The organism is Nocardiopsis kunsanensis DSM 44524 (assembly GCF_000340965.1).
Classification (GTDB): Bacteria; Actinomycetota; Actinomycetes; order Streptosporangiales; family Streptosporangiaceae; genus Nocardiopsis; species Nocardiopsis kunsanensis.
The window spans coordinates 1-21,888 of the sequence record NZ_ANAY01000035.1; the positions used below are offsets into that span (position 1 = coordinate 1).

Annotated in this window: 19 protein-coding genes, 1 other RNA gene and 1 pseudogene; 9 read left to right on the top strand and 12 right to left on the bottom strand. The window is 70.5% G+C overall.

Features of this window, described 5'->3' with window-relative positions; all coding sequences use genetic code 11:
* Both D456_RS26925 and D456_RS0119065 read left to right on the top strand, forming a co-directional pair.
* A pseudogene (locus D456_RS26925) lies at nucleotides 1-432 on the top strand (hypothetical protein); the annotation flags it as partial.
* Between the two features lie 324 nt (nucleotides 433-756).
* Nucleotides 757-3,126, top strand: coding sequence for a SulP family inorganic anion transporter (locus tag D456_RS0119065; RefSeq protein ID WP_017577781.1), 2,370 nt, complete (start codon nucleotides 757-759; stop codon nucleotides 3,124-3,126).
* Here D456_RS0119065 and D456_RS27145 read toward each other — a convergent pair.
* The 5 genes from D456_RS27145 to D456_RS0119085 form a co-directional block, all read right to left on the bottom strand.
* A complete protein-coding gene (locus D456_RS27145) occupies nucleotides 3,075-3,224 on the bottom strand; it encodes a hypothetical protein (protein ID WP_017577782.1) in 150 nt (49 codons plus the stop codon). The genes D456_RS0119065 and D456_RS27145 overlap by 52 nt on opposite strands.
* A gap of 252 nt (nucleotides 3,225-3,476) precedes the next feature.
* An RNA gene (gene rnpB, locus D456_RS25185) (RNase P RNA component class A) lies at nucleotides 3,477-3,863 on the bottom strand.
* 22 nt (nucleotides 3,864-3,885) lie between these two features.
* On the bottom strand, nucleotides 3,886-4,536 hold the full coding sequence (locus D456_RS0119075) for a histidine phosphatase family protein (RefSeq protein ID WP_017577783.1): 651 nt from the start codon (nucleotides 4,534-4,536) through the stop codon (nucleotides 3,886-3,888).
* The gene (locus D456_RS0119080; RefSeq protein WP_017577784.1) at nucleotides 4,533-5,294 is read right to left on the bottom strand and encodes a zinc ribbon domain-containing protein; all 762 of its coding nucleotides are present in this window, start codon (nucleotides 5,292-5,294) and stop codon (nucleotides 4,533-4,535) included. Before D456_RS0119080 ends, D456_RS0119075 begins: the two co-directional genes overlap by 4 nt.
* A 117-nt stretch (nucleotides 5,295-5,411) precedes the next feature.
* A complete protein-coding gene (locus tag D456_RS0119085) occupies nucleotides 5,412-6,281 on the bottom strand; it encodes a Nif3-like dinuclear metal center hexameric protein (protein ID WP_017577785.1) in 870 nt (289 codons plus the stop codon).
* A 418-nt stretch (nucleotides 6,282-6,699) separates the two neighbouring features.
* Between D456_RS0119085 and D456_RS0119090 the strand changes: the two genes are divergently transcribed.
* On the top strand, nucleotides 6,700-7,551 hold the full coding sequence (locus D456_RS0119090) for a deoxyribonuclease IV (RefSeq protein ID WP_017577786.1): 852 nt from the start codon (nucleotides 6,700-6,702) through the stop codon (nucleotides 7,549-7,551).
* 8 nt (nucleotides 7,552-7,559) lie between these two features.
* Here the strand turns inward: D456_RS0119090 and D456_RS0119095 are convergent, their stop codons facing one another.
* A complete protein-coding gene (locus tag D456_RS0119095; protein ID WP_017577787.1) occupies nucleotides 7,560-8,249 on the bottom strand; it encodes a transcriptional regulator in 690 nt (229 codons plus the stop codon).
* Between the two features lie 67 nt (nucleotides 8,250-8,316).
* On the bottom strand, nucleotides 8,317-9,588 hold the full coding sequence (locus tag D456_RS0119100; protein ID WP_017577788.1) for an MFS transporter: 1,272 nt from the start codon (nucleotides 9,586-9,588) through the stop codon (nucleotides 8,317-8,319).
* 220 nt (nucleotides 9,589-9,808) lie between these two features.
* Between D456_RS0119100 and D456_RS0119105 the strand changes: the two genes are divergently transcribed.
* Both D456_RS0119105 and D456_RS0119115 read left to right on the top strand, forming a co-directional pair.
* Entirely contained in the window at nucleotides 9,809-10,153 is a 345-nt protein-coding gene (locus tag D456_RS0119105; RefSeq protein ID WP_017577789.1) for a hypothetical protein, read from the top strand.
* 500 nt (nucleotides 10,154-10,653) lie between these two features.
* Complete coding sequence (locus tag D456_RS0119115) at nucleotides 10,654-12,999, top strand: Tex family protein (RefSeq protein ID WP_017577791.1); 2,346 nt, start codon at nucleotides 10,654-10,656, stop codon at nucleotides 12,997-12,999.
* A gap of 61 nt (nucleotides 13,000-13,060) precedes the next feature.
* Here D456_RS0119115 and D456_RS0119120 read toward each other — a convergent pair whose 3' ends face one another.
* From D456_RS0119120 to D456_RS0119130, 3 genes are all read right to left on the bottom strand, one after another.
* Nucleotides 13,061-14,557: a carboxylesterase/lipase family protein gene (locus D456_RS0119120; protein ID WP_017577792.1), complete on the bottom strand. Its 1,497-nt coding sequence runs from the start codon at nucleotides 14,555-14,557 to the stop codon at nucleotides 13,061-13,063.
* Between the two features lie 77 nt (nucleotides 14,558-14,634).
* Nucleotides 14,635-15,537: an LLM class flavin-dependent oxidoreductase gene (locus tag D456_RS0119125; RefSeq protein ID WP_017577793.1), complete on the bottom strand. Its 903-nt coding sequence runs from the start codon at nucleotides 15,535-15,537 to the stop codon at nucleotides 14,635-14,637.
* 23 nt (nucleotides 15,538-15,560) lie between these two features.
* Nucleotides 15,561-15,854, bottom strand: coding sequence for a GNAT family N-acetyltransferase (locus D456_RS0119130; RefSeq protein WP_017577794.1), 294 nt, complete (start codon nucleotides 15,852-15,854; stop codon nucleotides 15,561-15,563).
* 155 nt (nucleotides 15,855-16,009) lie between these two features.
* Here D456_RS0119130 and D456_RS0119135 point away from each other — a divergent pair, with 155 nt between their 5' ends.
* From D456_RS0119135 to D456_RS0119150, 4 genes are all read left to right on the top strand, one after another.
* Nucleotides 16,010-16,765 carry an SDR family oxidoreductase gene (locus D456_RS0119135; RefSeq protein ID WP_017577795.1) on the top strand — a complete coding sequence of 252 codons (756 nt, stop codon included), beginning with the start codon at nucleotides 16,010-16,012 and terminating at the stop codon, nucleotides 16,763-16,765.
* Nucleotide 16,766: 1 nt separating this feature from the next.
* On the top strand, nucleotides 16,767-17,543 hold the full coding sequence (locus D456_RS0119140; protein WP_017577796.1) for an SDR family oxidoreductase: 777 nt from the start codon (nucleotides 16,767-16,769) through the stop codon (nucleotides 17,541-17,543).
* Nucleotides 17,544-17,609: 66 nt separating this feature from the next.
* Nucleotides 17,610-18,623: a phosphotransferase family protein gene (locus tag D456_RS0119145; RefSeq protein WP_017577797.1), complete on the top strand. Its 1,014-nt coding sequence runs from the start codon at nucleotides 17,610-17,612 to the stop codon at nucleotides 18,621-18,623.
* Entirely contained in the window at nucleotides 18,623-19,834 is a 1,212-nt protein-coding gene (locus D456_RS0119150) for an acyl-CoA dehydrogenase family protein (RefSeq protein WP_017577798.1), read from the top strand. The genes D456_RS0119145 and D456_RS0119150 overlap by 1 nt, the downstream gene beginning before the upstream one ends.
* 53 nt (nucleotides 19,835-19,887) lie before the next feature.
* Here D456_RS0119150 and D456_RS0119155 read toward each other — a convergent pair whose 3' ends face one another.
* Together D456_RS0119155 and D456_RS0119160 are read right to left on the bottom strand one after the other, a co-directional pair.
* Nucleotides 19,888-20,502 (bottom strand): TetR/AcrR family transcriptional regulator, encoded by a 615-nt coding sequence (locus D456_RS0119155; RefSeq protein WP_017577799.1) that lies wholly within the window; start codon nucleotides 20,500-20,502, stop codon nucleotides 19,888-19,890.
* A 101-nt stretch (nucleotides 20,503-20,603) separates the two neighbouring features.
* Nucleotides 20,604-21,764 (bottom strand): FAD-dependent oxidoreductase, encoded by a 1,161-nt coding sequence (locus D456_RS0119160; protein ID WP_017577800.1) that lies wholly within the window; start codon nucleotides 21,762-21,764, stop codon nucleotides 20,604-20,606.
* Nucleotides 21,765-21,888 lie beyond the last annotated feature (124 nt).

Genomic DNA, 21,888 nt, shown 5'->3' on the forward strand with positions numbered 1-21,888 from the left:
TCGCCCCACGACAGCGGCACCCACACATACCCCGCACCCGGCGGGACCCCGCCCTGGGGGGCACCCGTCGACGGCGGAGCTCCGAGTGCTCCGCCCCAGGCCCAGGGCGGGTACGGCCCCTTCGGCGGCCCTTCGCCCTACGACAGCGGTACGCACCCGATCCAGTCCGCCCCGACCGGCCCGCCCCAGGGCAACCCGCCTCAGCCGGGCCCGGGCCACAACCCCGGCCAGTACGGTCCGGGGGAACTGTTCGACGGCGGTTATGCGCCTCCGTCCCAGTCCCAGCACGGCGGGCCCGCACCCTACGAAGGGTGGGGCGGCCCCGTACAGAACGAGACGACCGACCTCTACCCGCGGGACGCCTACGGCCGTCCACTGCCTCCGCCCGAGGGCTACTACGAGGGCAACTACGAAGACGGCCGTTACCGCTGAGCCCCCGTTCCAGCGGTGGCATCGCGTGATGCCACCACGACCGGGGTGGCCCGGTATCCACAACGCCGAGGTGGCACATCCCGTGCCACCTCGGCGTTCTTCGTATGCACCGGTCCCCGTTCCGAGGTCGGTTCCGAAAGAACACCCCCATTTCAAACACACTCCGTAGCCAGGCAACCACAGAAATGACTACAGTTGGTGTCCGGTGAAGCACAAAGCACGGCCCGGCGGTCTCGTGTCCCCACCACACGCCGTACCGGCCCGTTCCCGCATTCCCCGTGCACCGACGTACCACTTGCCTGGCCCGATCCGAACGGAGTAACCATGCGCGACAACGCCCAGGGAACACCGAGCCGACCACCGGCCGAACCATCGGACTCCGCACGGGGACCGACGGGCCGCAAAGGGATCGCCGCGGACGTCGGCGCCTCCCTGGTGGTCTTTCTGGTCGCCGTCCCCCTTTCCCTGGGGATCGCCGTCGCCTCGGGCGCACCCCTCATCGCCGGCATCATCGCCGCCGTGGTCGGCGGGACCGTCGCCGGCGCCGTCGGTGGATCGATGGTGCAGGTCAGCGGTCCCGCCGCAGGGCTGACCATCATCGTCGCCGACCTGGTCATGACCTACGGCTGGCGGGTGACCTGCCTCGTCACCCTGCTGGCCGGCCTCGTCCAACTCGCCCTGGGCGCCTGCCGGATCGCCCGGGCCGCCCTCGCCGTCTCCCCCGCCGTCGTACACGGCATGCTCGCCGGGGTCGGCGTGACCATCGCCCTGGCCCAGCTCCACGTGGTCCTGGGTGGTGCGCCCCAGAGCTCGGCACCGGCCAACATCGCCGAACTTCCTGCGCAGATCGCCGACAACCACACCGCAGCCGTGGGGGTCGGTGTCATCACCATCGTGCTCATGTTCGGCTGGAACCGCCTTCCCAGCCTCGGCCGTTTCAACCCCGCTCTGGTCCCGGCAGCGCTCGTGGCCGTGGGCACCGCCACCTCGATCGCGACCCTGAGCCGCTGGGAGGTGGAGACGGTCGCCCTGCCCGGTTCTGTGGCCGGCGCCTGGAACGGTCCCGCCCTGCCCTCCTCCGACCAGTGGCAGGGCGTGGCCGTCGCCGTCGCGGCCGTGGCCATGGTCGCGAGCGTGGAATCCCTGCTCGCAGCGATCGCCGTGGACCGCATGCACAGCGGCCGACGCGTGCAGCTCAACCGAGAACTCTGCGGCCAGGGCGCGGCCAACACCGTCAGCGGCGCCCTGGGCGGCCTGCCGGTGGCCGGGGTGATCGTACGCAGCACCGCCAACGTGCGCGCCGGTGCCAGGAGCCCGCTGTCGACGATCCTGCACGGCTTGTGGATCCTGCTCTTCGTCGCCCTGTTCGCGCACGTGGTCGAGCTCATCCCCATGCCGGCCCTGGCCGCCCTGCTGGTCTTCATCGGCACCCGTATGGTCTCCCTCGCCCACCTGAAGGACCTGCGCCGCCACCATGAGGCAGGCGTGTACCTGACCACCCTGTTCGGTGTGGTCCTGCTCGGACTCCTGGAAGGGGTCTTCCTCGGGTTCGCACTGGCGATGATCATGGCGCTGCGCCGCCTGACCAAGCTCACCGTCACCAGCGAGGAACGTGCCGGGAGCACACACATCGCGGTCCACGGTTCACTGACCTTCCTGGCCGTGCCCCGGCTTGCCCACGCGTTGCGGACCGTGCCCGAAGGTTGTCACGTCGACCTCGACCTGCACGTGGACTTCATGGACCACGCCGCCTTCGAGGCCATCCACGCCTGGAGGGTCGACCACGAACGCACCGGCGGACGGGTCGACATCGACGAGGTGCACGAGAACTGGTACACACGCAGCTCCGCGCAATCGGCCCCGGCAGCCAAGACCGCGCCCCGGGGCGCGGCCCGCTGGTGGGCGCCGTGGGAGATGCGCGGCGTTTCCCGCACCGGGCTCAACCCGTTGGGACTGCTGTCCGCCGGGGCCCGCGAATACCACGCCGGTACCGCCGACCGGATGCGGGCAGTGCTCAACCGCCTCCCCCACGGCCGGAAACCCACGGCCCTGTTCGTCTCCTGTGCCGACTCCCGGGTGGTGCCCAACGTCATCACCGCGAGTGGGCCCGGCGACCTCTTCACGGTCCGCAATCTCGGGAACCTGATACCGCCGCACGGGGCCCCGAACGCGGACAGTTCGGTGGGCGCGGCCCTGGAGCACGCCGTCACCGTGTTGCGCGTGCCCTCGATCGTGGTGTGCGGGCACTCCCACTGCGGGGCCATGCAGGCGCTGCTGAACCGCACCCACCACGACGCGGAGGAGTCCGACACCGCCCACATGCGCCAGTGGTTGGCTTACGGACAAGGCGGGCTCTCCCGGCTCGGCGCGGACGAAGGCGCACTGGCGGGGCTGCCCACCGCCCAGGCACTGTGCCGACTGGCCCAGGAGAACGTACGCGAGCAGCTGGACCGCCTCATGGAGTACCCGGTGGTACGCGAACGTGTGGAGTCGGGCGAACTCACCCTCACCGGCATGTACTACGACCTGGAGACGGCCCGGGTGCACCTGTTGGACGCCGGCACCGGCACGTTCGTACCGGTGGCCGGTGCCCAGGACCTGCCGCTGCAACATGCCCGGACGGAGGGGCAGGGCCCCGACGGTCAGCTCGTGGAAGCGTCGTCGTCGGGGGTGTCGTCGCGGCCGTCCTGTTGAACACCCGAGGCATGGTACGAGGCGAGCAGGATGATCACCAGGATCGCCAGGATCGGTAGGCCGAAGAGAACCACCCAGAAGGTGGTGGAATCGAACACGTTGCACCCATTCCCATGAAGCGGACGCCCGCACGGCCCCGGTACCCGGGGTTCCGGGGACAATCTACAGGCGCGGACGCCACGTGTTCCATCACTGTCCGGATAGGGAACCGTTGCTGATTCCCGATCCAGGAGGGCCCGTCGGTACACGAACCATCGGTGGCCGGCGCTTCTTCGGCCCGACGCACGCAAAGCGCTCCACGTCCCGGCACCCGCTCGGCCCGGGACGCTCGCCGCTTCCGGAGGAAGAAGGAGGGGAGCCGGCCGATAAGCCGGATTCTGTCGGTCCTGGAGGACCGGGCGAACATCCATCTGGGGCCGCCGTTACCGACGGCCTCGGTGCGGTCCACCCGCGGACTCGGGCGGGCAGCCCTCGAACATCCGCGCGGGGACCCTGGGGCCCCCTTTTCGACCTTGCTCCGGGTGGGGTTTGCCGAGCCGACCGGATCACTCCGGCCGCTGGTGGTCTCTTACACCACCGTTTCACCCTTACCACCGCCGAGCGGTGGCGGTCTGTTTTCTGTGGCACTTTCCCGCGGGTCACCCCGGGTCGGTGTTACCGACCACCCTGCCCTGTGGAGTCCGGACTTTCCTCGAATCCGCGCACCCGGCGCGGTCCGCGATCGCCTGGCCGACTCCCCTCGTCCACGATCCTAACGCCTCAAAGGGTCTGCCAGGCCAGGTGCGCGGTGTCGTTGAGAGAACGCACGACCATGGGGCCGTCAGCGTAGCAGTCGATACACGTCAGGCACGCAGTGTCCAGGTGCATACTGTAGAGCGCCCCCAGCGGGGCCCCCATCGCCTGTTGCACGAGGATCTTGATGGGCGTGACGTGGGAGACCACCAGGACTGTGCTCCCCCGGTGGCGGCGCAGGAGCGCCTCACGGGCCGCAGACACCCGTGCCCCCACCTGCGCGAAGCTCTCCCCGCCGGGCGGAGCCACCTGCGGATCACTGATCCAGCGGTCCACCCCCGCAGGGTCGGCGGCCCTGGCCTCGGCGAAGGTCATCTCCTCCCACTCACCGAAGTCGGTCTCCACGAAGCCCTCGTCGACCTCGACCGGGAGCCCGAGTTGCTCGGCCACGTGGGCGGCGGTGTCCCGGCACCGCGTCAACGGCGAGGAGACCACCGCGTCCACGGGCAAGGACGCGATCCGGCGTGCGGCCGCGCTGGCCTGTTGATGCCCCTGGTCGGTCAGCTCGGCGTCGCCCCGACCCGCGAACCGCTGGTCCACGGACAGCGGTGTCTGCCCGTGGCGCAGCAGCATCAGCCGCGTCGGTTCGGTGTCGGGGGCGCTCCACCCGGTACTCACTCGGCGGACCGACCCCCCGCCCCCGACTCGTCGGTGCGCACCAGGATGCGGCGGCAGTCCTCGCACCGCACGACCTCGTCATCGGCGGCGGCCTTGATCTCGTTGAGCTCGACCGTGCTCAACTGGAGCTTGCACCCGCCACAGCGGCCGTGGCGCAGCGGCGCGGCGGCCACACCGTCGTGCTGGGCCCGCAACTTGTCGTACAGGGCGAGCAGGTCCGCGGGGATCTCCTCCAGGATCCGCTCACGGTCCTGGCTCCTACGGGTGCGGTCCCACTGGATCTCGGCCAGGGCGGTGTCCCGGCGCGCGACGGTAGCGGTGTGCTCGGCCACGGCCTCCTCGCGGGCGGCGGCGACACGGTCGACCTCGGCGGAGAGCTCCTCGGACTGCTCCATGACCTCCAGGACGATCTCCTCCAGCTCGGCCTGGCGCCGGGCGAGGGAGGCGATCTCCGACTGCAGGTTCTGCAGTTCCCTGGCGCTGGTGATCTGCCCGGACTCCAGGGCCTTGTTGTCGCGATCGGCGCGGTCACGCACCTGCTCGACATCGCTCTCGGCCTTGCGCTGGCGCCGTTCGACGTCGGAGGCCTTGGTACGTACCGAGATCAGTTCCGACTCCAGAGTTTGCGCCCGCTCCTTCAGCGCGGCGGCCTCGACGGCCTCCGGCAGGGTGCGGGCACGGTGGTCCAGACGCTGGAGCTCGGTGTCCAGGTTCTGCAGGTCGAGGAGTCTGGCCTGCACGGCGGGTTCGGCTTTCACTTGTGAGGTCTCCTGGAGTGACTGAGGGAAGGCGCGATGGCCGTCGGCGCCCCTGACTCTGTGCAGTTGGTCTCCGGCCACCGGCCGGTACGGAGCCGCGGCCCCGTGGAACAGGGCTCACCCGCGCCCGAAGGCCTGTGCCCAGGCATCCGTCACGGTCGTCGACACGCGCATCTCCACGTTAGCCGCCCACGATCCGGCCTCGCGCGCCAGTGCGTCGGCCAGGCGCGCGGAGCCATCGGTGAGCCAGGGCCACTCGCTCGCGAAGTGAGCGGTGTCGAGCAACGCCGGCGAGCCGGACTCCTCGACGAACTCCGAGGCGGGGTGGTGGCGCAGGTCCGAGGTGAGATAGGCGTCCACCCCCGCAGCACGGGCGGCGCCGAGCAGGGAGTCCCCGGACCCGCCGGAGACGGCGACGGTGGTGACGAGCCGGCCCGGGTCCCCGGCCACACGTACCCCTCCGGCGGTGGCGGGCAGGCCGCGGGCGGCCTGGTCGGCGAAGTCGTGCAACACGAGCGGCTGCTCCAGGACGCCGATGCGTCCGATACCGCGGCGGCCCTCCGGGTCGGTCGGGTCGGGGTCGAGGGGGCGCAGGGGTCCGCTCACGCCCACGGCCCGTGCCAGGGCGTCGGACACCCCGGGAGCGGCGGTGTCGGCGTTGGTGTGCGCTGTGTACAGGGCGGTGCCCGAGCGGATGAGCCGGTGCACGATCCGGCCCTTGGGGGTGTCGGCAGCCACACTGTGCACACCGCGGAGCATGAGCGGGTGGTGGGTGATGATCAGGTCCGCGCCCCAGAGCAGGGCCTCGTCGACGACCGCCTCGACGGGATCGACGGCGAAGAGGATCTTGCCCACGGTCTGTTCCGGGTCGCCGCACGCCAGACCGACGGCGTCCCAGGAGGCGGCCCAGGCGGTCGGGTAGACGCTCTCGAAGGCCGCGGTGACATCGGACAGGCGGGGATGCGGATTCTCGGTGCTCACGAGCACGACACTAGGGCATCTGCGGCGTGTGCGCGGCCGGAAAGCGATCTGGCTCCTCCCCGCTCCCGAACGGCACAGGGCCTGAGGGGTCGGGTCCTGTTGTGTGATCGGTGTGCCGGGCATGCCGGGGCGGTGGTTGGTGGAGCCGGGCGGATCGGCGCAGGTGCGCAGCCCCGGTGGATCGGTGCAGGTGGGTGGTGTTCGTCGGAGCGTCGAGCGTAGCCCGACCCCGACGAACCACCACACCAGGCACCACAAGAAACCCCACCACCCTCGCCACCACCCCTGCCACCCCGGAGTCCCAACCCCAGGCACCCCGCCACACAAAAAGACTTCACCACCGACCCCATCAACGACCTGGGGCCGAAGGGCCGCGCTTCGTCCGGCCCGGAGGGCGCGGGGCACGCCGTAAGCTTGGGCGGCGATGAACGACAATCGACACCCCTTCACCCCGGTCGGCGCGCACGTCCCGGTCGCGGGCGGCATGGCCACCAAGGGGTTGGCCTACGCGGACACGATCGGCGCCGAGACCATCCAGGTCTTCACCTCCAACCCGCGCGGGTGGGCGACCAAGGAAGGCGACCCGAAGCAGGACGCGCGCATGCGCGGGACCGATCTGCCGGTGTTCGTGCACTCGCCCTACCTGATCAACCTGGGCACACCCAACGAGGAGACCGCGGGCAAGTCCGCGCATTCGCTCGGGCACACGATGCGGCGCGGGGCCGACATCGGCGCGGGCGGTGTGGTCGTGCACACCGGTTCGGCCGTCTCCGGGGGCCGCGAGGCCGGTCTGGCCCGCACCCGCGAGCGCCTGATGCCGCTCCTGGAAGAGCTCGGCGAGGACGTCCCGCCGCTGCTGCTGGAGCCGATGGCCGGGCAGGGCCAGGTGCTGTGCGCGACCGTGGACGACCTGGTGCCCTACTTCGAGGCGCTGGACTGGCATCCGAACGTGGGCGTGTGCCTGGACACCGCGCACCTGTTCGCCGCCGGGCACGACATCTCCACGCGTGCGGGGATGCGTGAGGCCCTGGACCGCTTCGGCGAGGTCGTGGGGGCCGAGCGGCTGCACCTGATCCACGCCAACGACTCCAAGGCTCCGTGCGGCAGCAACAAGGACCGGCACGAGAACATCGGCAAGGGCCACATCGGCGCCGAGCCCTTCGCGGAGCTGTTCACCCACCCGGTCACGGCCGGGGTACCGATCACGTTGGAGACGCCGGGACCGGAGGAGCCGCACGGCGAGGACGTGGCCACCCTCAAGGGCCTGCGTCCGTAGGGCCCTCTTCAGGCCCGGGGACCGGAAGACCCTTCCTCGGGGCCCTGGCCGGCCTCGGGCTCGAGCAGGCGCGCGAGCACGGGGAAGAGATTGATCTGGACCTCGACGGTCTCCGTGCCGGGGGTGTCGGCGGCGGACTCACGGCTCTCGGGAACGTGCTCGCGCTTCCATCTCCACATGAAGTCCATCAGGTCCCGGGAGAGCTTCTGCGCCTCCTCCGGTGTCAGGGGCAACGGATGGTTGGCGTCCATGGTGGCGGCCTTCCACCGTTGGACGTCCGGGTCCTCGGGGGCTGAGGCGGCCAGATCGTTCCAGGTGCGGAAACGCCGTTCGCGCTCGCCGTAGTAGTACTCGAGCACCGTGTCGGCCGCGTGGCGGGTGGCCGGGTCCTGCCGAAAGGCGTGACCGGACATGGACCATCCGCCGCGCCTGGCCTGCCACCAGCGCTCGCGTCCGCCTCCGTGCCCCTCGGCCGGTTCGATGAAACCGTGCCGGGCCAACTGGCGCAGGTGGTAACTGGTGGACCCGCTGCTCTCCTCCAGGCGTTTGCCCAGAATGGTGGCGGTGGCCGGCCCCCGTAGCTGGAGTTGCTCCAGGAGGCGTCCGCGCAAGGGATGGGCCAGTCCGCGCAGAGCAGTGGCGTCCACGTCCATGTGGTTGTCGGGACGCTCGGAGGGGCTCGGGGCGCTCTCTGCCATGGGGTCAACGGTAGTACGGGCCGGGGCAGGTCCAGCCCCTGTGTGCGTGCCCGGCCGCGCACGCACCTCAGCGGTCCTGTTCGGCCGCTGTGTCCATGACCCGGGAGGCCTCGGCGATCCGGCGGCGCAGGAGCAGCACCGCTACCGCGGTGAACAGCGGACCGGCCAGGAAGGGCAGGGCCAGGTCCGCCCGTCCGAGCACGCCGCCCAGGAGCGCGCCGAGAGGGGTCAGTCCCCATCCGACCGTACGTAGGACGGTCGAGACCCGCCCCCGCAGATGCTCGGGCACCACGAGCTGCAGGAACGGGGCACCAGCGATGTTGGAGGCGGTGACGCACAGGCCGAGCAGCCCGAGTGCGGGCACGGCCGTCCACACCGAGGGGAAGGCACCCACCGCCATCATGGCCAGGGAAAAGCCGAGGTAACCACCGAGCATCACCGTGCTCCGTCCGAGCACGGCCACGAGGCGGGCGCTCACCACGGCCCCCGCGAGTCCGCCCACGGCCATGGCACCGATGAAGACCCCGTAGAACCTGTCGGGTACCCCCAGCACGTGCTGCGCGTAGAGCACCATGACCGCCGTGGCGCACTGGAGACCGATCATGCACGCCGCGTTGCAGGCCATCATCGAGGGCAGCAACCGGTCCTGGCGGATATATGCCAGCCCTTCGCGCAGGGCGTTTCCTGTCCCGGGCTTCTCTCCGGTGCGGTCGGCGCTGTCCTCGTGGGAGAGCTCCGGACGGCGGCGCAGCAGAACGAGCACGAGCACGGCCAGCACGGCACTGAGGGCGTAGGAGAACACGGCCCCGGCCACCGGCAGGACCGCGACGGTGGCGAAGAGGATCCCGGCCACGGGCGGACCGACGAATTCCTGGGCGACGGTGCGCGCCCCTTCGGCACGCCCGTTGGCGCGGTCCAGGTTCCGGCGGGCCACGACCCTGGGCACAGTGATCCGGGTCGCGGGATCGCTGACGGTCTCGCAGCAGATGACCACGAACAGCGCGGTGTAGAGCGCCCACATGGTGTGGTCCCCGGTCAGGACCGTCGAGGCGAGCAGGGCGACGGTGAACGCGGTGATCCCGTTGGCGACGGCCATGGCGCGCATGCGGTCGACCCGGTCCAGCAGTATCCCGGACAGCGGCGCCACCAGGAGCCAGGGCAGGAACCGGGCGACGGTCAGGCCGGACACGGCGAGGGGGTCCTGGGTCAGGGCAGCGGCGATCAGGGGTAGCGCGGTGGCGAGCATACCGTCGCCGAGGTCGGTGGCGGCGCCGGCTCCCCAGAGCCCGCCGTACGCGGGTCCCAGACGGTCGGTCCTGCGGGGCGGACGAGTGGCCATGGGCGTTCCTCGGCTCGGGGTCACGCCCTCACGCTATTACAAAGACTCCTTTGCAAATAGAGGTTTGCAAAATTTTCGCTGCAATACCTGTTACCTGCACCGCCCCGATCCATCGCCCGCGAACACCCCGCACCTCCTCCCCTTTCGCCCGCCCTTGGGTGACAATGGACGCGGCACCGTAGCGGCAGAGCGACGACCCCGCAGGAAGGGACGGCCCACCATGGATCCGTTGAGCCTGGTCATCGGCGCGCTCATCGCAGCGGGCGGAGTGGCCGTCGGACGCCTCTCCACCCGGCGCCAGCTACGTGCGGTGCTCGAGGAGGAACGCCGGCGCGAACGCGCACGCATCTCCCAGGACGGGCACGAACAGGCACAACCCCTGTGCGGATGCGGCCACCACCTGGTCTTCCACGAACGCGAGACCTCCAAGTGCCAGAGCCAGGTCGTGATCCCGGGGCACTGGACCGGTTCCAGGGAGACCACCTACCGCCAGTGCATGTGCCAGGGCTACCGCGGCCCCCGACCCATAGACCCCTACTACGCCCCCGACCTCAACGAGACCTGAGCTCCTCGGAGGCCGTCCTGCCCGGACCTTCCACGCTCTGTTGAACAGGCCGGTTCACGGGTAGCCCTCCTCCATGGATGGAATCGTCAGTGACATGGTTCTCGCCGCCGTCATTCTGTTCGGCACACTCGCCATCATCGGGGTGGTCGGTTCCCTCACCCTGCGGGAGGAACGCCGCAGCCACCGCTGAGAACACACGGTCCGCCCCGCTCCGCCGGGCCGAACCGTGGCCCCGGCCCGCCGTCGATGCCGCTCGGGTGCCGTCTCCGCACACACGGAGCAACGCGCCCGAAGCCTTCCGGCGGACCCGAGTCATGTCCGGGGCCGGCGGTCGGTGACCGGACCGCCACAGTGCCCTCCCCGTCCGGGCACGGGCACCCGGCGCGATGGGGGACCCTGGGCGTGGGGACGGCCCCAGGGTGACAACTGTTCGCCCCCGCAAGACAATGTCCCCGCACCGAACAGCCAGAGATGTGGACACTGAACCAGTGACGACCCCTGTGACACCCACGATCGACCAGCGCATCGCCGAAGAGCTCGACGTCGGCGCGCATCAGGTCGAGGCCGCCGTCGGGCTCCTCGACGGCGGATCGACCGTCCCCTTCATCGCCCGGTACCGCAAGGAGGTGACCGGCGGGCTCGACGACGCACAGTTGCGCGCTCTGGAGGAGCGGCTGCGCTATCTGCGGGAACTGGACGAACGCCGCAACACGATCCTGGAGTCGATCCACTCCCAGGGCAAGCTGGACGAGGACCTGGAGTCCCGTATCCGTGCGGCCGACACCAAGGCCCGCCTGGAGGACATCTACCTCCCCTACAAGCCCAAGCGCCGCACCAAGGCCCAGACCGCCCGCGAGGCCGGGTTGGAGCCGTTGGCCGACGCCCTCATGGGCGATCCCGGTCTGGACCCGCAGGAGACCGCGGGCGGCTACGTCGACGCCGACAAGAACGTCGCCGACACCAAGGCCGCCCTGGACGGTGCCCGCGCGATCCTCGTGGAGCGCATGGCCGAGGACGCCGACCTCACGGGGATGCTGCGCGAGCGCCTGTGGGAGCGGGGCCGTCTCGGCTCGTCCGTGCGCGAGGGCAAGGAGGAGGCCGGGGCCAAGTACTCCGACTACTTCGACTTCTCCGAGCCCCTGACCGACCTGCCCTCGCACCGGGTCCTGGCGTTGTACCGGGGCGAGAAGGAGGAGGTGCTCACCCTCGACCTGCAGCCGGAGGAGGCCGCCGAGGGCGCCGAGGGCACGACTGCGCGCAGTTCCTACGAGAACGCGATCGCCCACCGCTTCGAGATCGTCGATCGCGGCCGTCCCGCAGACAAGTGGTTGCAGGACACCGTGCGATGGGCCTGGCGCACCCGCATCCTGGTGCGCCTGGACATCGATGTGCGCATGCGCCTGTGGCAGCGCGCCGAGGACGAAGGGGTGGGGGTGTTCGCGGCCAACCTGCGCGACCTGCTGCTGGCCGCCCCCGCCGGCACCCGCGCCACTCTGGGCCTGGACCCGGGCCTGCGCACGGGGGTGAAGGTCGCCGTCACCGATTCCACCGGCAAGGTCGTGGCCACCGACACCGTGTTCCCGCACGCTCCGCGCCGCGACTGGGACGGTTCGATCGAGCGCCTGGCGAAGCTGTGCGCCGCCCACGGGGTGGAGCTGGTCGCGATCGGCAACGGTACGGCCTCCCGTGAGACCGACAAACTCGCCGGCGACCTGATCAAGCGCCACCCGGAGCTGAAACTGACCAAGGCCATGGTCTCCGAAGCGGGCGCGTCGGTGTACTCGGCCTCGGCCTACGCCTCCGAGGAACTGCCGGACCTGGACGTGTCCCTGCGCGGGGCCGCATCCATCGCTCGGCGCCTGCAGGACCCGTTGGCCGAACTGGTCAAGATCGACCCCAAGTCGATCGGTGTGGGCCAGTACCAGCACGATCTGGCCGAGACCAAGCTGTCCCGGTCGCTGGACGCGGTCGTGGAGGACTGCGTCAACGGTGTGGGGGTGGACGTCAACACCGCCTCGGTCCCGTTGCTGACCCGGGTCTCGGGTGTGACCTCGACGCTGGCGCGCAACATCGTCGCGCACCGGGACACCAACGGTCCCTTCCGCAACCGCACCGAGCTCAAGCAGGTCTCGCGTCTGGGGCCGAAGGCCTTCGAACAGTGCGCGGGCTTCCTGCGTATCCCTGATGGCGACGACCCTCTCGACGCCTCCGCGGTGCACCCCGAGGCCTACCCGGTGGTGCGGCGCATCCTGGACTCGGCCGGCTCCGACCTGCCCTCGCTGATCGGTGACGAGAAGGCGCTGAAGCAGCTGCGCCCGCACGACTTCGTCGACGACACGTTCGGGTTGCCGACGGTCACCGACATCCTCTCCGAACTCGACAAGCCCGGCCGTGATCCCCGCCCGGCCTTCGCCACGGCCGCTTTCAAGGAGGGCGTGGAGGGCCTGGACGACCTGGAACAGGGCATGGTCCTGGAGGGTGTGGTCACCAACGTGGCGGCCTTCGGCGCGTTCGTGGACGTGGGTGTGCACCAGGACGGACTCGTCCACGTGTCGGCGATGTCGCACAAGTTCGTGGAGGACCCGCGCGAGGTCGTCAAGCCCGGCGACATCGTCAAGGTCAAGGTGCAGGACGTCGACATCCCCCGCAAGCGCATCTCGTTGACCATGCGCATGGAGGACGAGGCGCCTTCACGTGAGCGCGGCGGAAGCGGGCGCCAGGAGCAGGGCGGCGACGGCCGCAAGCGGGGCCGTGGCGGCCGCGGTAGCAAGCGGGGCCAGAAGCAGGAGCAGGCCCCTCAGGGGTCGATGGCCGACGCACTGCGCCGGGCCGGCCTGGGCAAGTAACACCCGCCCCGGCAAGCGGCCCCGGTCCGGGGGAGCTCGCGCAGCTCTCCCGGACGTCTTCTCACTTGGGGGCCAGGTCGATGCCGCGCCAGATCTCCCGTGCCGGGGAGGGGTCGTGGGAATGAAGTTCGTCGGCCTCGTCCCAGATCTTGACCGGGGTGGCCCCGGTGGTCACGGGGGGCCACCCTGCGTCGCCGGTGGCCGCGAAGTCGTGCCAGGAGTTCATGAGGCGCCGTGACAGCGCGCGGTGGGTGTCGGCGGGTTCCCCGCCGAGCAGGAAGGCGCCCAGTTCCGACTCGAGGGTGCCGAAGGCGAAGGGCAGGTCGAGGGCGTGGCAGGCGCCCAGGCGTCCGCGCAGGGCCGGGCTCTCCAGGGTCAGGCGGAACACGTGTGCGTGCCCTCCCGCGGCTGCGTGGGTCTCGGCCAGGCGCAGGGTGAACTCGCCGAACACGGCGTCGCCCATGATGTGCACGTACAGGTCGCGCGGGGAGAGCTCGGGCCGGATCTCCCGGTAGGCGGCGACCTCGTCGGGGCCCAGGCCGAGACGGGAGCACTTGCGCTGCAGGGCCTGCTCGTCGTCCACACCCACGTTCTGTCCGAGTTCACTGAAGAGCCGGTACTCGTGCAGATTGTGGCCGGTGAGCAGGTCGATGCCGGAGGCCTCGCCGCGGGCGATGGCCTCCAGGGGCGCCTCGGGAAGTTCGGGGCCGCCGACCACAGGGGCGAAGCAGGTCATGGAACGGGTGCGCCGCCCGTCGGCGTCGGTGCGGGTGAGAACCTCCTCGGTGGCCTCCAGGATCTTCTCCGGGGGCAGGGCGGCCAGCGCCTCGGCCTCCAGGGGGACCCCGAGGGTCTGGGCGAAACGTTCGGAGACCAGGCGCGCGGTCCCGGTGTGCACCATGTCGCCGGGCGGGCTGTGGGCGATGGCGCGGTGGAAGAGGCCGCGGGCGCCGGGCATGGCCATGAGGGCGGCCACCGACCCGGCCCCGGCCGACTCACCCGCGACCGTGACGTTGCCGGGGTCCCCGCCGAAGGCCGGGATGTGCTCGCGTACCCAGCGCAGCGCGGCGATCTGGTCGAGCAGACCGCGGTTGTCGGGGCGACCGGGCACATGTCCGAACCCCTCGAAACCGACCCGGTAGTTGATACCGACCACGACCAGCCCGGTCTCGGCCAGGCGGGTGCCGTCGTAGGTCGGTTCGGAGGCCGAACCGACGAGGTAGGCGCCGCCGTGGATCCACACCAGGACCGGGGCCTGGTCGCCGGCACGGGCGCTGCTCCAGACGTTGAGGACCAAGCAGTCCAGCGGGCTCCCGGGGGTCCACCGGGCGGCGCCGAGGAGGAGTTCGCCCTGGGGCGCCGGGGGGCCGGGTGCGGTGCAGTCGCGGACGCCGTCGGCCGGCTCGGGCAGCGCGGGCGCGGCGAAGCGGTGCTCGCCGAAGGGGGCGGCCGCGTAGGGGATGCCCTGGTGGAGGACGACCGTTCCGGTCTGTGAACGGGGCGCGTGTGCACCCCTGTAACTCCCGGTGGGGGTGTGCACGGTGAGTTCGTCGTCCACGTGTGTGTCCTCCCGTCGTGATGTGGGGCACATTCACCTAACAACGTTAGGCACAGAGTCGCAAGTCCGTTCCGTGTTCAGGACCGTTCGTCGCGCACCATGGCTCGCACTGCGGGGGCGACCTCGGCGGCGAACCGCTCCACCTGGGCGACCGAACCCTCCTGGGGCCCGTAGACGAAGGTGTCCATGCCGTACTCCAGGACGAGTTCGGTCAGTTGGTCCACCCACTGGTCGACGGGGCCGTTCAGGAACCCGGACGAGGCGCCGTCGGTGATGTTGCCGAACACGTTGTACACACGACGGATCGAGGCCGGATCCCGTCCGGCCTCGGCCGCACCCTCGTCGATACGAGCGTGTTTGTCGGCCAGTTGATCGGGCCCGGCGAACCCGCTGGAGGGCACCCATCCGTCGGCCTTGCGCCCCAGCTCCCGCAGGAGGCGCGGGCCCAGCACACCCAGCCAGATGTCCATGTCGTGCACCGGCAACGGGCCCGGCTTGACCCCGGTCAGGCGGTAGTGATCGCCGGAGAAGCGCACCGAGCGCTCTCCCGACCACATGAGCCGGATGATCTCGACCGCCTCCACCAGGGCATCGGCGGCCTCGCGCGGGCTGCGCCGGGGTCCACCCATGGCATCGACGGCTTCCCGGGAACCGCCGGCGCCCAGCCCGAGCTCGAACCGGCCCCCGGAGAGCACGTCCAGGCTGGCCGCGGAGGTGGCCAGCACGGCGGGCGGGCGCAACGGCAGGTTGGCCACGTCGGGGAAGACCCGTACACGCTCGGTGCGTGCGAGCACCGTGGCCATGAGCATCCACGTGTCCATGTGGCGTCGTTGGTAGGGATGGTCCTGGATACCGATGTAGTCGAGGCCGGCGCGGTCGGCCGTGGAGACCTGCGCCCACAGGGTCCGTTGGGATTCGGGGTCCGCCTGCGGGGAGGGGAAAAGCCCGAAGGCCACCTCGCGGCCGTAGTCACCCGTCATCGCTCGCTCCTGTCAGGGACGGTTCACTCCTTCGGTGAGCGGTGGACCAGGTCGATGTAGTCGGGATGGCGTTCGATCCACCCCTTGACGAACGGACACATCGGTAGCACTTTCAGTCCTCGCCCGCGGACGTCGTCCAGGGCCTCGCGCACCAGCCTTCCCCCCAACCCCTGTCCCTCGAAAGAGGGATCGATCTCGGTGTGGGTGAAGGTGATGAGTCCGTCGGTGACGGTGTACTCGGCGTGACCGGCCGGCTCCCCGTCACTGGTGATCTCGTACCGGAGCTCTCCCGGACGGTCCACGACTTCGGTCACCATCGGTGGTCCCCCGTTCGTCCTCGTCCCGCTAGGGCCTTCGGCCCCTTCCTGCCCATTGTGGCGCCGTCCGCAACGGGTGGGCCCCCTTGCGGCGCATATCCCGGCGGGCATAGAGTCTCCTTGCCATACCGACCAGTCGGTCAAAGGAGAGCTCCATGACTTCCCGGTTCGCCGGACGGACCGCCGTCATCACCGGCGCCAGCCGAGGCATCGGCCTCGCCATCGCCCAACGGCTCGTGGAGGAGGGTGCCCGCGTGTGCATCACCGCACGCAAACCCGAGCCCCTCGAGGAAGCGGTCAAGGCCCTCGGCGGTCCCGAGCACGCCATCGCCGTTCCGGGCAAGGCCGACGACCCCGAGCACCAGGACGAGGCGATCGCCGCCACTCTGAAGGCCTTCGGCAGCCTCGACATGTTCGTCAACAACACCGGCATCAACCCGGTCTTCGGACGCATGGTCGACCTCGACCTGGACGCTGCCCGCAAGATGGTCGACGTCAACGCCCTCTCGGCGATCTCCTGGGTGCAGAAGTCCTACAAGGCCTGGATGGGCGAACACGGCGGCTCCGTCGTCAACGTCTCCTCCATCGCCGGGATCAAGCCGGCCCCCGGGATCGGGTTCTACGGAGCCACCAAGGCGATGGTCAAGCACATCACCGAGGAACTGGCCGTGGAGCTGGCACCCGGCATCCGCGTCAACGGCGTCGCACCCGCCGTCGTCAAGACCCGCTTCGCCGAAGCGCTCTACGAAGGCCGCGAGGACGAGGTCTCCGCCCAGTACCCCATGGGACGCCTGGGTGTTCCCGAGGACGTCTCCGGCGCCGTGGCCCACCTGCTCTCCGAGGACTCCGCCTGGGTCACCGGACAGACCCTGGTCGTCGACGGCGGCGTGACCCTCACCGGAGGACTGTGACATGGATCTGACCGGCACCGGCGCGGTCGTCACCGGCGGCGGGAACGGCATCGGGGCGGCCCTCGCCCGCCGCCTGTCCGCAGCCGGCGCGGACGTGGTCGTCAACGACCTGGACGCCGTCGCCGCCGAGTCCGTGGCCACCGAGATCGGCGGACTGGCAGTACCCGGCGACGCCGCGAGCGAGGACGGTGTGACCGCGCTGGTGGCCGAGGCCGGCGCGCACCTGGACGGCATCGACCTCTACGTCGCCAACGCCGGTGTGGGGGTGAGCGGCAGCCAAGAAGCCCCCGAGTCCGACTGGGACCTGGCCTGGCAGGTCAACGTCATGGCCCACGTGCGGGCCGCACGCGCCCTGGTGCCGGGGTGGATCGAGCGCGGCCGCGGCCGCTTCCTCAGCACCGTCTCGGCCGCAGGACTGCTGACCATGCTCGGCAGCGCCCCCTACTCGGTGACCAAACACGCGGCGGTCTCCTTCGCCGAGTGGCTCTCGGCCACCTACGGCGACCGCGGGGTGACCGTGCAGTGCGTGTGCCCCCTGGGCGTGCGCACCTCCCTGCTGGAGGACAGCGGCGACATGGGCCGGGCGATCCTCAGCGCAGACGCGATCACCCCCGAGGAGGTCGCCGAGGCCGTCATGGCCGGGATGGCCGATGAACGGTTCCTGATCCTGCCCCATCCCCAGGTCGGCGACTTCTACGCGGCCCGGGCCCGCGACACCGACCGCTGGCTCGAGGGCATGCGGCGCCTGCAGGCCAAGGTCACCGGCGCGAACGGTTGACCCTCCGAGCACGACAGACACACCCCGGAAAGGAGCGGGCCGCTCCGCGAGGCGCCCGAGACGACGATGACAGAGGAACTACCCGGACTGGACCTGGACCGGCTGCGCACCCATCTGGAGCGCGAAGCGCCCGGGATGACCGCGGGCCCGCTCAGCGGTGAGGTCGTCACCGGCGGCAAGTCCAACCTCACGTACACGGTCACCGACGGGTCCGGCCGCTGGGTGGTGCGCCGTCCTCCCCTGGGCCATGTGCTGGCCACCGCCCACGACATGTCCCGCGAGTACCGGGTGATGACCGGTCTGCGCGACACCGCCGTACCCGTGCCCCGCACCCATCTGCTGTGCGAGGACACCGAGGTGCTGGGGGCTCCCTTCTACGTGATGGAGCACGTGGAGGGCCTTCCCCTGCGCACCGAGTCCGAGATCGCGCCGTACGGGGCCGAGGGCACCCGCAGGATCGCCCGGGAACTCATCACCACCCTGGGCGAGCTGCACGCGGTCGATCCCGCCTCGGTGGGGCTGGGCGACTTCGGACGCCCCGAGGGGTTCCTGGAGCGCCAGGTGCGGCGCTGGCGCAAGCAGCTCGACGCCTCGCGCAGCCGCGACATCCCCGGTATCGACGAACTGCACGAACGCCTGGAACGGACCCGGCCGGAACAGGGTGCGCCCGCGATCGTGCACGGCGACTACCGGCTCGACAACGTACTCGTCACCGACGAAGGCCGCCTGGCCGCGGTCCTGGACTGGGAGATGGCCACCCTCGGGGACCCCCTGGTGGACCTGGGCCTGATGCTGGTCTACAAGGAGTACTCGGTCACCGGCGGTCCCTCCCCCGCCACCTCCGCGGAAGGGTTCCCCAGCGCTTCGGAGCTGGTGGAGACCTACGCGGCCGCGACCGGACGCGACGTGTCCCGGCTGAACTGGTACGTGGCTTTCGGCTGCTTCAAGCTCGCGGTGATCGCGGAAGGCATCCATTACCGGTACAGCCAGGGACTGACCGTGGGGGCCGGTTTCGACAACATGGGCGAGGTGGTCCCGCTCCTGGTCGAACGCGCTCACGCCACACTGCAGGAGGACTGATGGAGTTCGCTCACGACCCCGCGACCGAGGAGCTGCGCTCCGAGCTCCTGGCCTTCATGGACGAACACGTCCACCCGGCCGAGGAGACCTTCGCCCGCCAGTTGGGCGAGCGCGAGGATCCCTGGTCGGCCCCGCCCGTGGTGACCGAGCTGCAGGCCGAGGCGCGGCGGCGCGGCCTGTGGAACCTGTTCCTGGCCGGGCACCCCGAGCACGGCGGGCTGTCGAACCTGAGTTATGCGCCCCTGGCCGAGATCACCGGCCGCAGCCCGGGTCTGGGACCGGTCGCACTCAACTGCGCGGCGCCCGACACCGGGAACATGGAGGTGCTGACGATGTTCGGCACCGAGGACCAGAAGAAACGCTGGTTGGAACCGTTGTTGGACGCGCGGATCCGTTCGGCGTTCGCGATGACCGAACCGGCTGTGGCCTCCTCCGACGCCACCAACATCACCACGAGCATCGTCCGTGAGGGCGACGAGTACGTCATCAACGGCCGCAAGTGGTTCATCACCGGTGCGCTGAACCCGGCCTGCGAGATTTTCATCGTCATGGGCAAGAGCGACCCGGGGGCCCAGCGCCACGAGCAGCAGTCCATGGTCCTCGTGCCGCGCGACACCCCGGGGCTGCGGGTCGAGCGCGGGATGACCGTGTACGGCTACGACGACAGTGACCACGGCGGGCACGCCGAGGTCGTCCTCGAGGACGTGCGGGTGCCGGCCGAGAACCTGATCGGCGGTGAGGGCGAAGGGTTCGCGATCGCCCAGGCGCGTCTGGGACCGGGCCGCATCCACCACTGCATGCGCTCGATCGGGATGGCCGAGCGGGCGCTGGAGCTGACGTGCCGGCGGGTCCTGGAGCGCACCGCGTTCGGCCACCCCCTGGCCGACCAGGGTGTGGTGCGCCAGTGGATCGCCGAGGCGCGGGTGGCCATCGAGCAACTGCGGCTGCTGGTACTCAAGACCGCCTATCTCATGGACACGGTGGGTAACAAGGGCGCCCACACCGAGATCCAGGCGATCAAGATCGCGACGCCGCGTACGGTCGAGTGGATCCTGGACAAGGCGATCCAGGCACACGGCGCCGCCGGGGTGAGCCAGGACCTGCCCCTGGCCGAATGGCTGGCGGGGGCGCGTTCGCTGCGCCTGGCCGACGGCCCCGACGAGGTGCACCTGCGTTCGCTCGGCCGGTCCGAGCTGCGCAAGTACCGCTGAGCTCCCGCGGGACGGCAGGGCCTGCTCTTCCGTCCCGCGCCCCCGTGGCGGCCTCAGCCGGTCGGTCTCAGGGAGGAGATGAGCAGGTCGGCGAAGTGGCGTCCCACATCGGCGCCGGTGAGCGGGCCGTCCTCGCTGTACCAGGTGCTCAGGTGGTGCACAGAGCCGAAATAGAAGTCGACGACCAGGTCGGCGGACACGTCGGCACGGAAGGTCCCCTCGGCCTGGCCCTGCTCGATCATCGACCGGAAGAGCTCGTGGTACTTGCGGCGCTCGGCCCGCACGGTGCGCTGCTTCTCCGCCTCCAGCTGGTGCATGGACCGGAAGAAGATGACGGTGTCGTCGAGGTTGGCGACGCTGGTGACGATGACATCGGCGGCCGCTGCGTGCACCCGGTCGGTGACGGGCTCGTCGCGGCCGGAGATCTCGGTGAGGTTGGCGGTCTGCATGCGCAGCACACGGGCGTAGACCTCGTAGAGCAGGTCGTCCTTGGAACCGAAGTAGTGGTACATGGCGCCCTTGGTCACACCGGCGGCCGCCACGATCTCCTGCACGGAAGTGCCTTCGTAACCGCGCTCGGCGAAGAGCCGGGTCGCCGATCCCAGGAGCCGTTCGGGCACCGTCCCCGTCCCGTTGTCGCTGTCCTCGCCGTCACGCGCCTGTGCCATGTCCTGCCTCACTTCGTGTCCCCGCCTCGTCGCGGGCATCAAGTCAACCCCGCCAGCATACCGACCGGCTGGTACCCGGGTTGACCTTTCCTACCGCTGCCTCAGGGCCTTTGTCCGGTCAGCACGTTACTCACCGCCGACAAGTACCCGCCGAACCAGCGTGTGGCGGTGTTGCCGGGCAGGTCGCGCAGCCCGCGGACGGGCAGTCGGGGCAGCCGGATGCGCTGCACCCCGTTGAGCGAGGAGGCGAAGGAGGCGACCGCAGCCGGGCGGTGGCGCACTTCCTCGTAGCGGCGCAGTGCCCAAGCGGGGTCGGCGCGGGCTCCGCTGTCGCCGAGCGCGGTCACCAACGCCCAGGCGTCCTCCAACGCCTGGTTGGCGCCCTGGGCGGTGGCCGGGGGGAAGATGTGGGCAGCATCTCCCAGCAGGGTCGTGTTGTCCTGGCCCCACCTGCCCCGCACACGGGTGTTCAGGTGCGGGAAGAACCTGGTCTGCGAGCTCTCGATCTGTTCCAGTACGGCCCGCACGTCGGGGTCGTTCCAGGAGGAGAACAGCTCCCTCAGCACCGGGACGGGATCGTCGGTGACCGGAAGCCCGCGCCGCCAGCGCACGTCGAACCACCAGTGCACCAGCCCGTTCCCGGCCGGCATGATGCCGCAGATGCCCTGGCGCCCCTGGGTGAGGGAGGCCACCCGCCCGCCCGCGCGGGGTGAGTCGAGAGTGCTCAGCCCCTGCCAGCTCGCCCAACGTCCCATCGCCGGGGGATCCTCGCCCAGCAGTTGGGCACGTACCACCGAACCGGCCCCGTCGGCCCCCACGACGACGTCGCCGGTGCTACGGGTCCCGTCGGAGAAGACGGCACTGGCGGTGCCGTCGGCGTGCAGGCGGACCCCCACGCACTCACGGCCCAGGTGGAGCGCCCCTTCGGGCAGACGGTGGTGGAGCCGGTCGAGCAGTGCACGCCGGGGTACGGTACGCGCGACGAACCCGAAGTGCTCGCTGATGCGCGCGACATCGATGTTGAGGGCGGGGCGCCCTTCGGGGTCCCGGGTCTCCATGACGTCGATGGGCCGTCCCAGGTCGTCCACGGCCACACCGAGTTCGTTGAGGGCCGCCACCCCGTTCGGGTACAGGCCCACGCCGGCCCCGCCGGTGTGCAGCCGTTCGTCCTTCTCGTGGACCTCGACCCCGATACCGCGCTCGACCAGCCCGGCAGCCAGAGCCAGTCCGCCGACGCCGGCACCGATGACCACAACCCGCATACCATCCCCTTTCTTCGCTCCGAGGTTAATGCGTACCGTGTGCAGTCCCGATAAGGGCGAGTACCGCGGAACGGCCCCAGGTGTCGACGGGGTGGAGGGGTCTTGTGGTGCGGGCTGGGTGGTG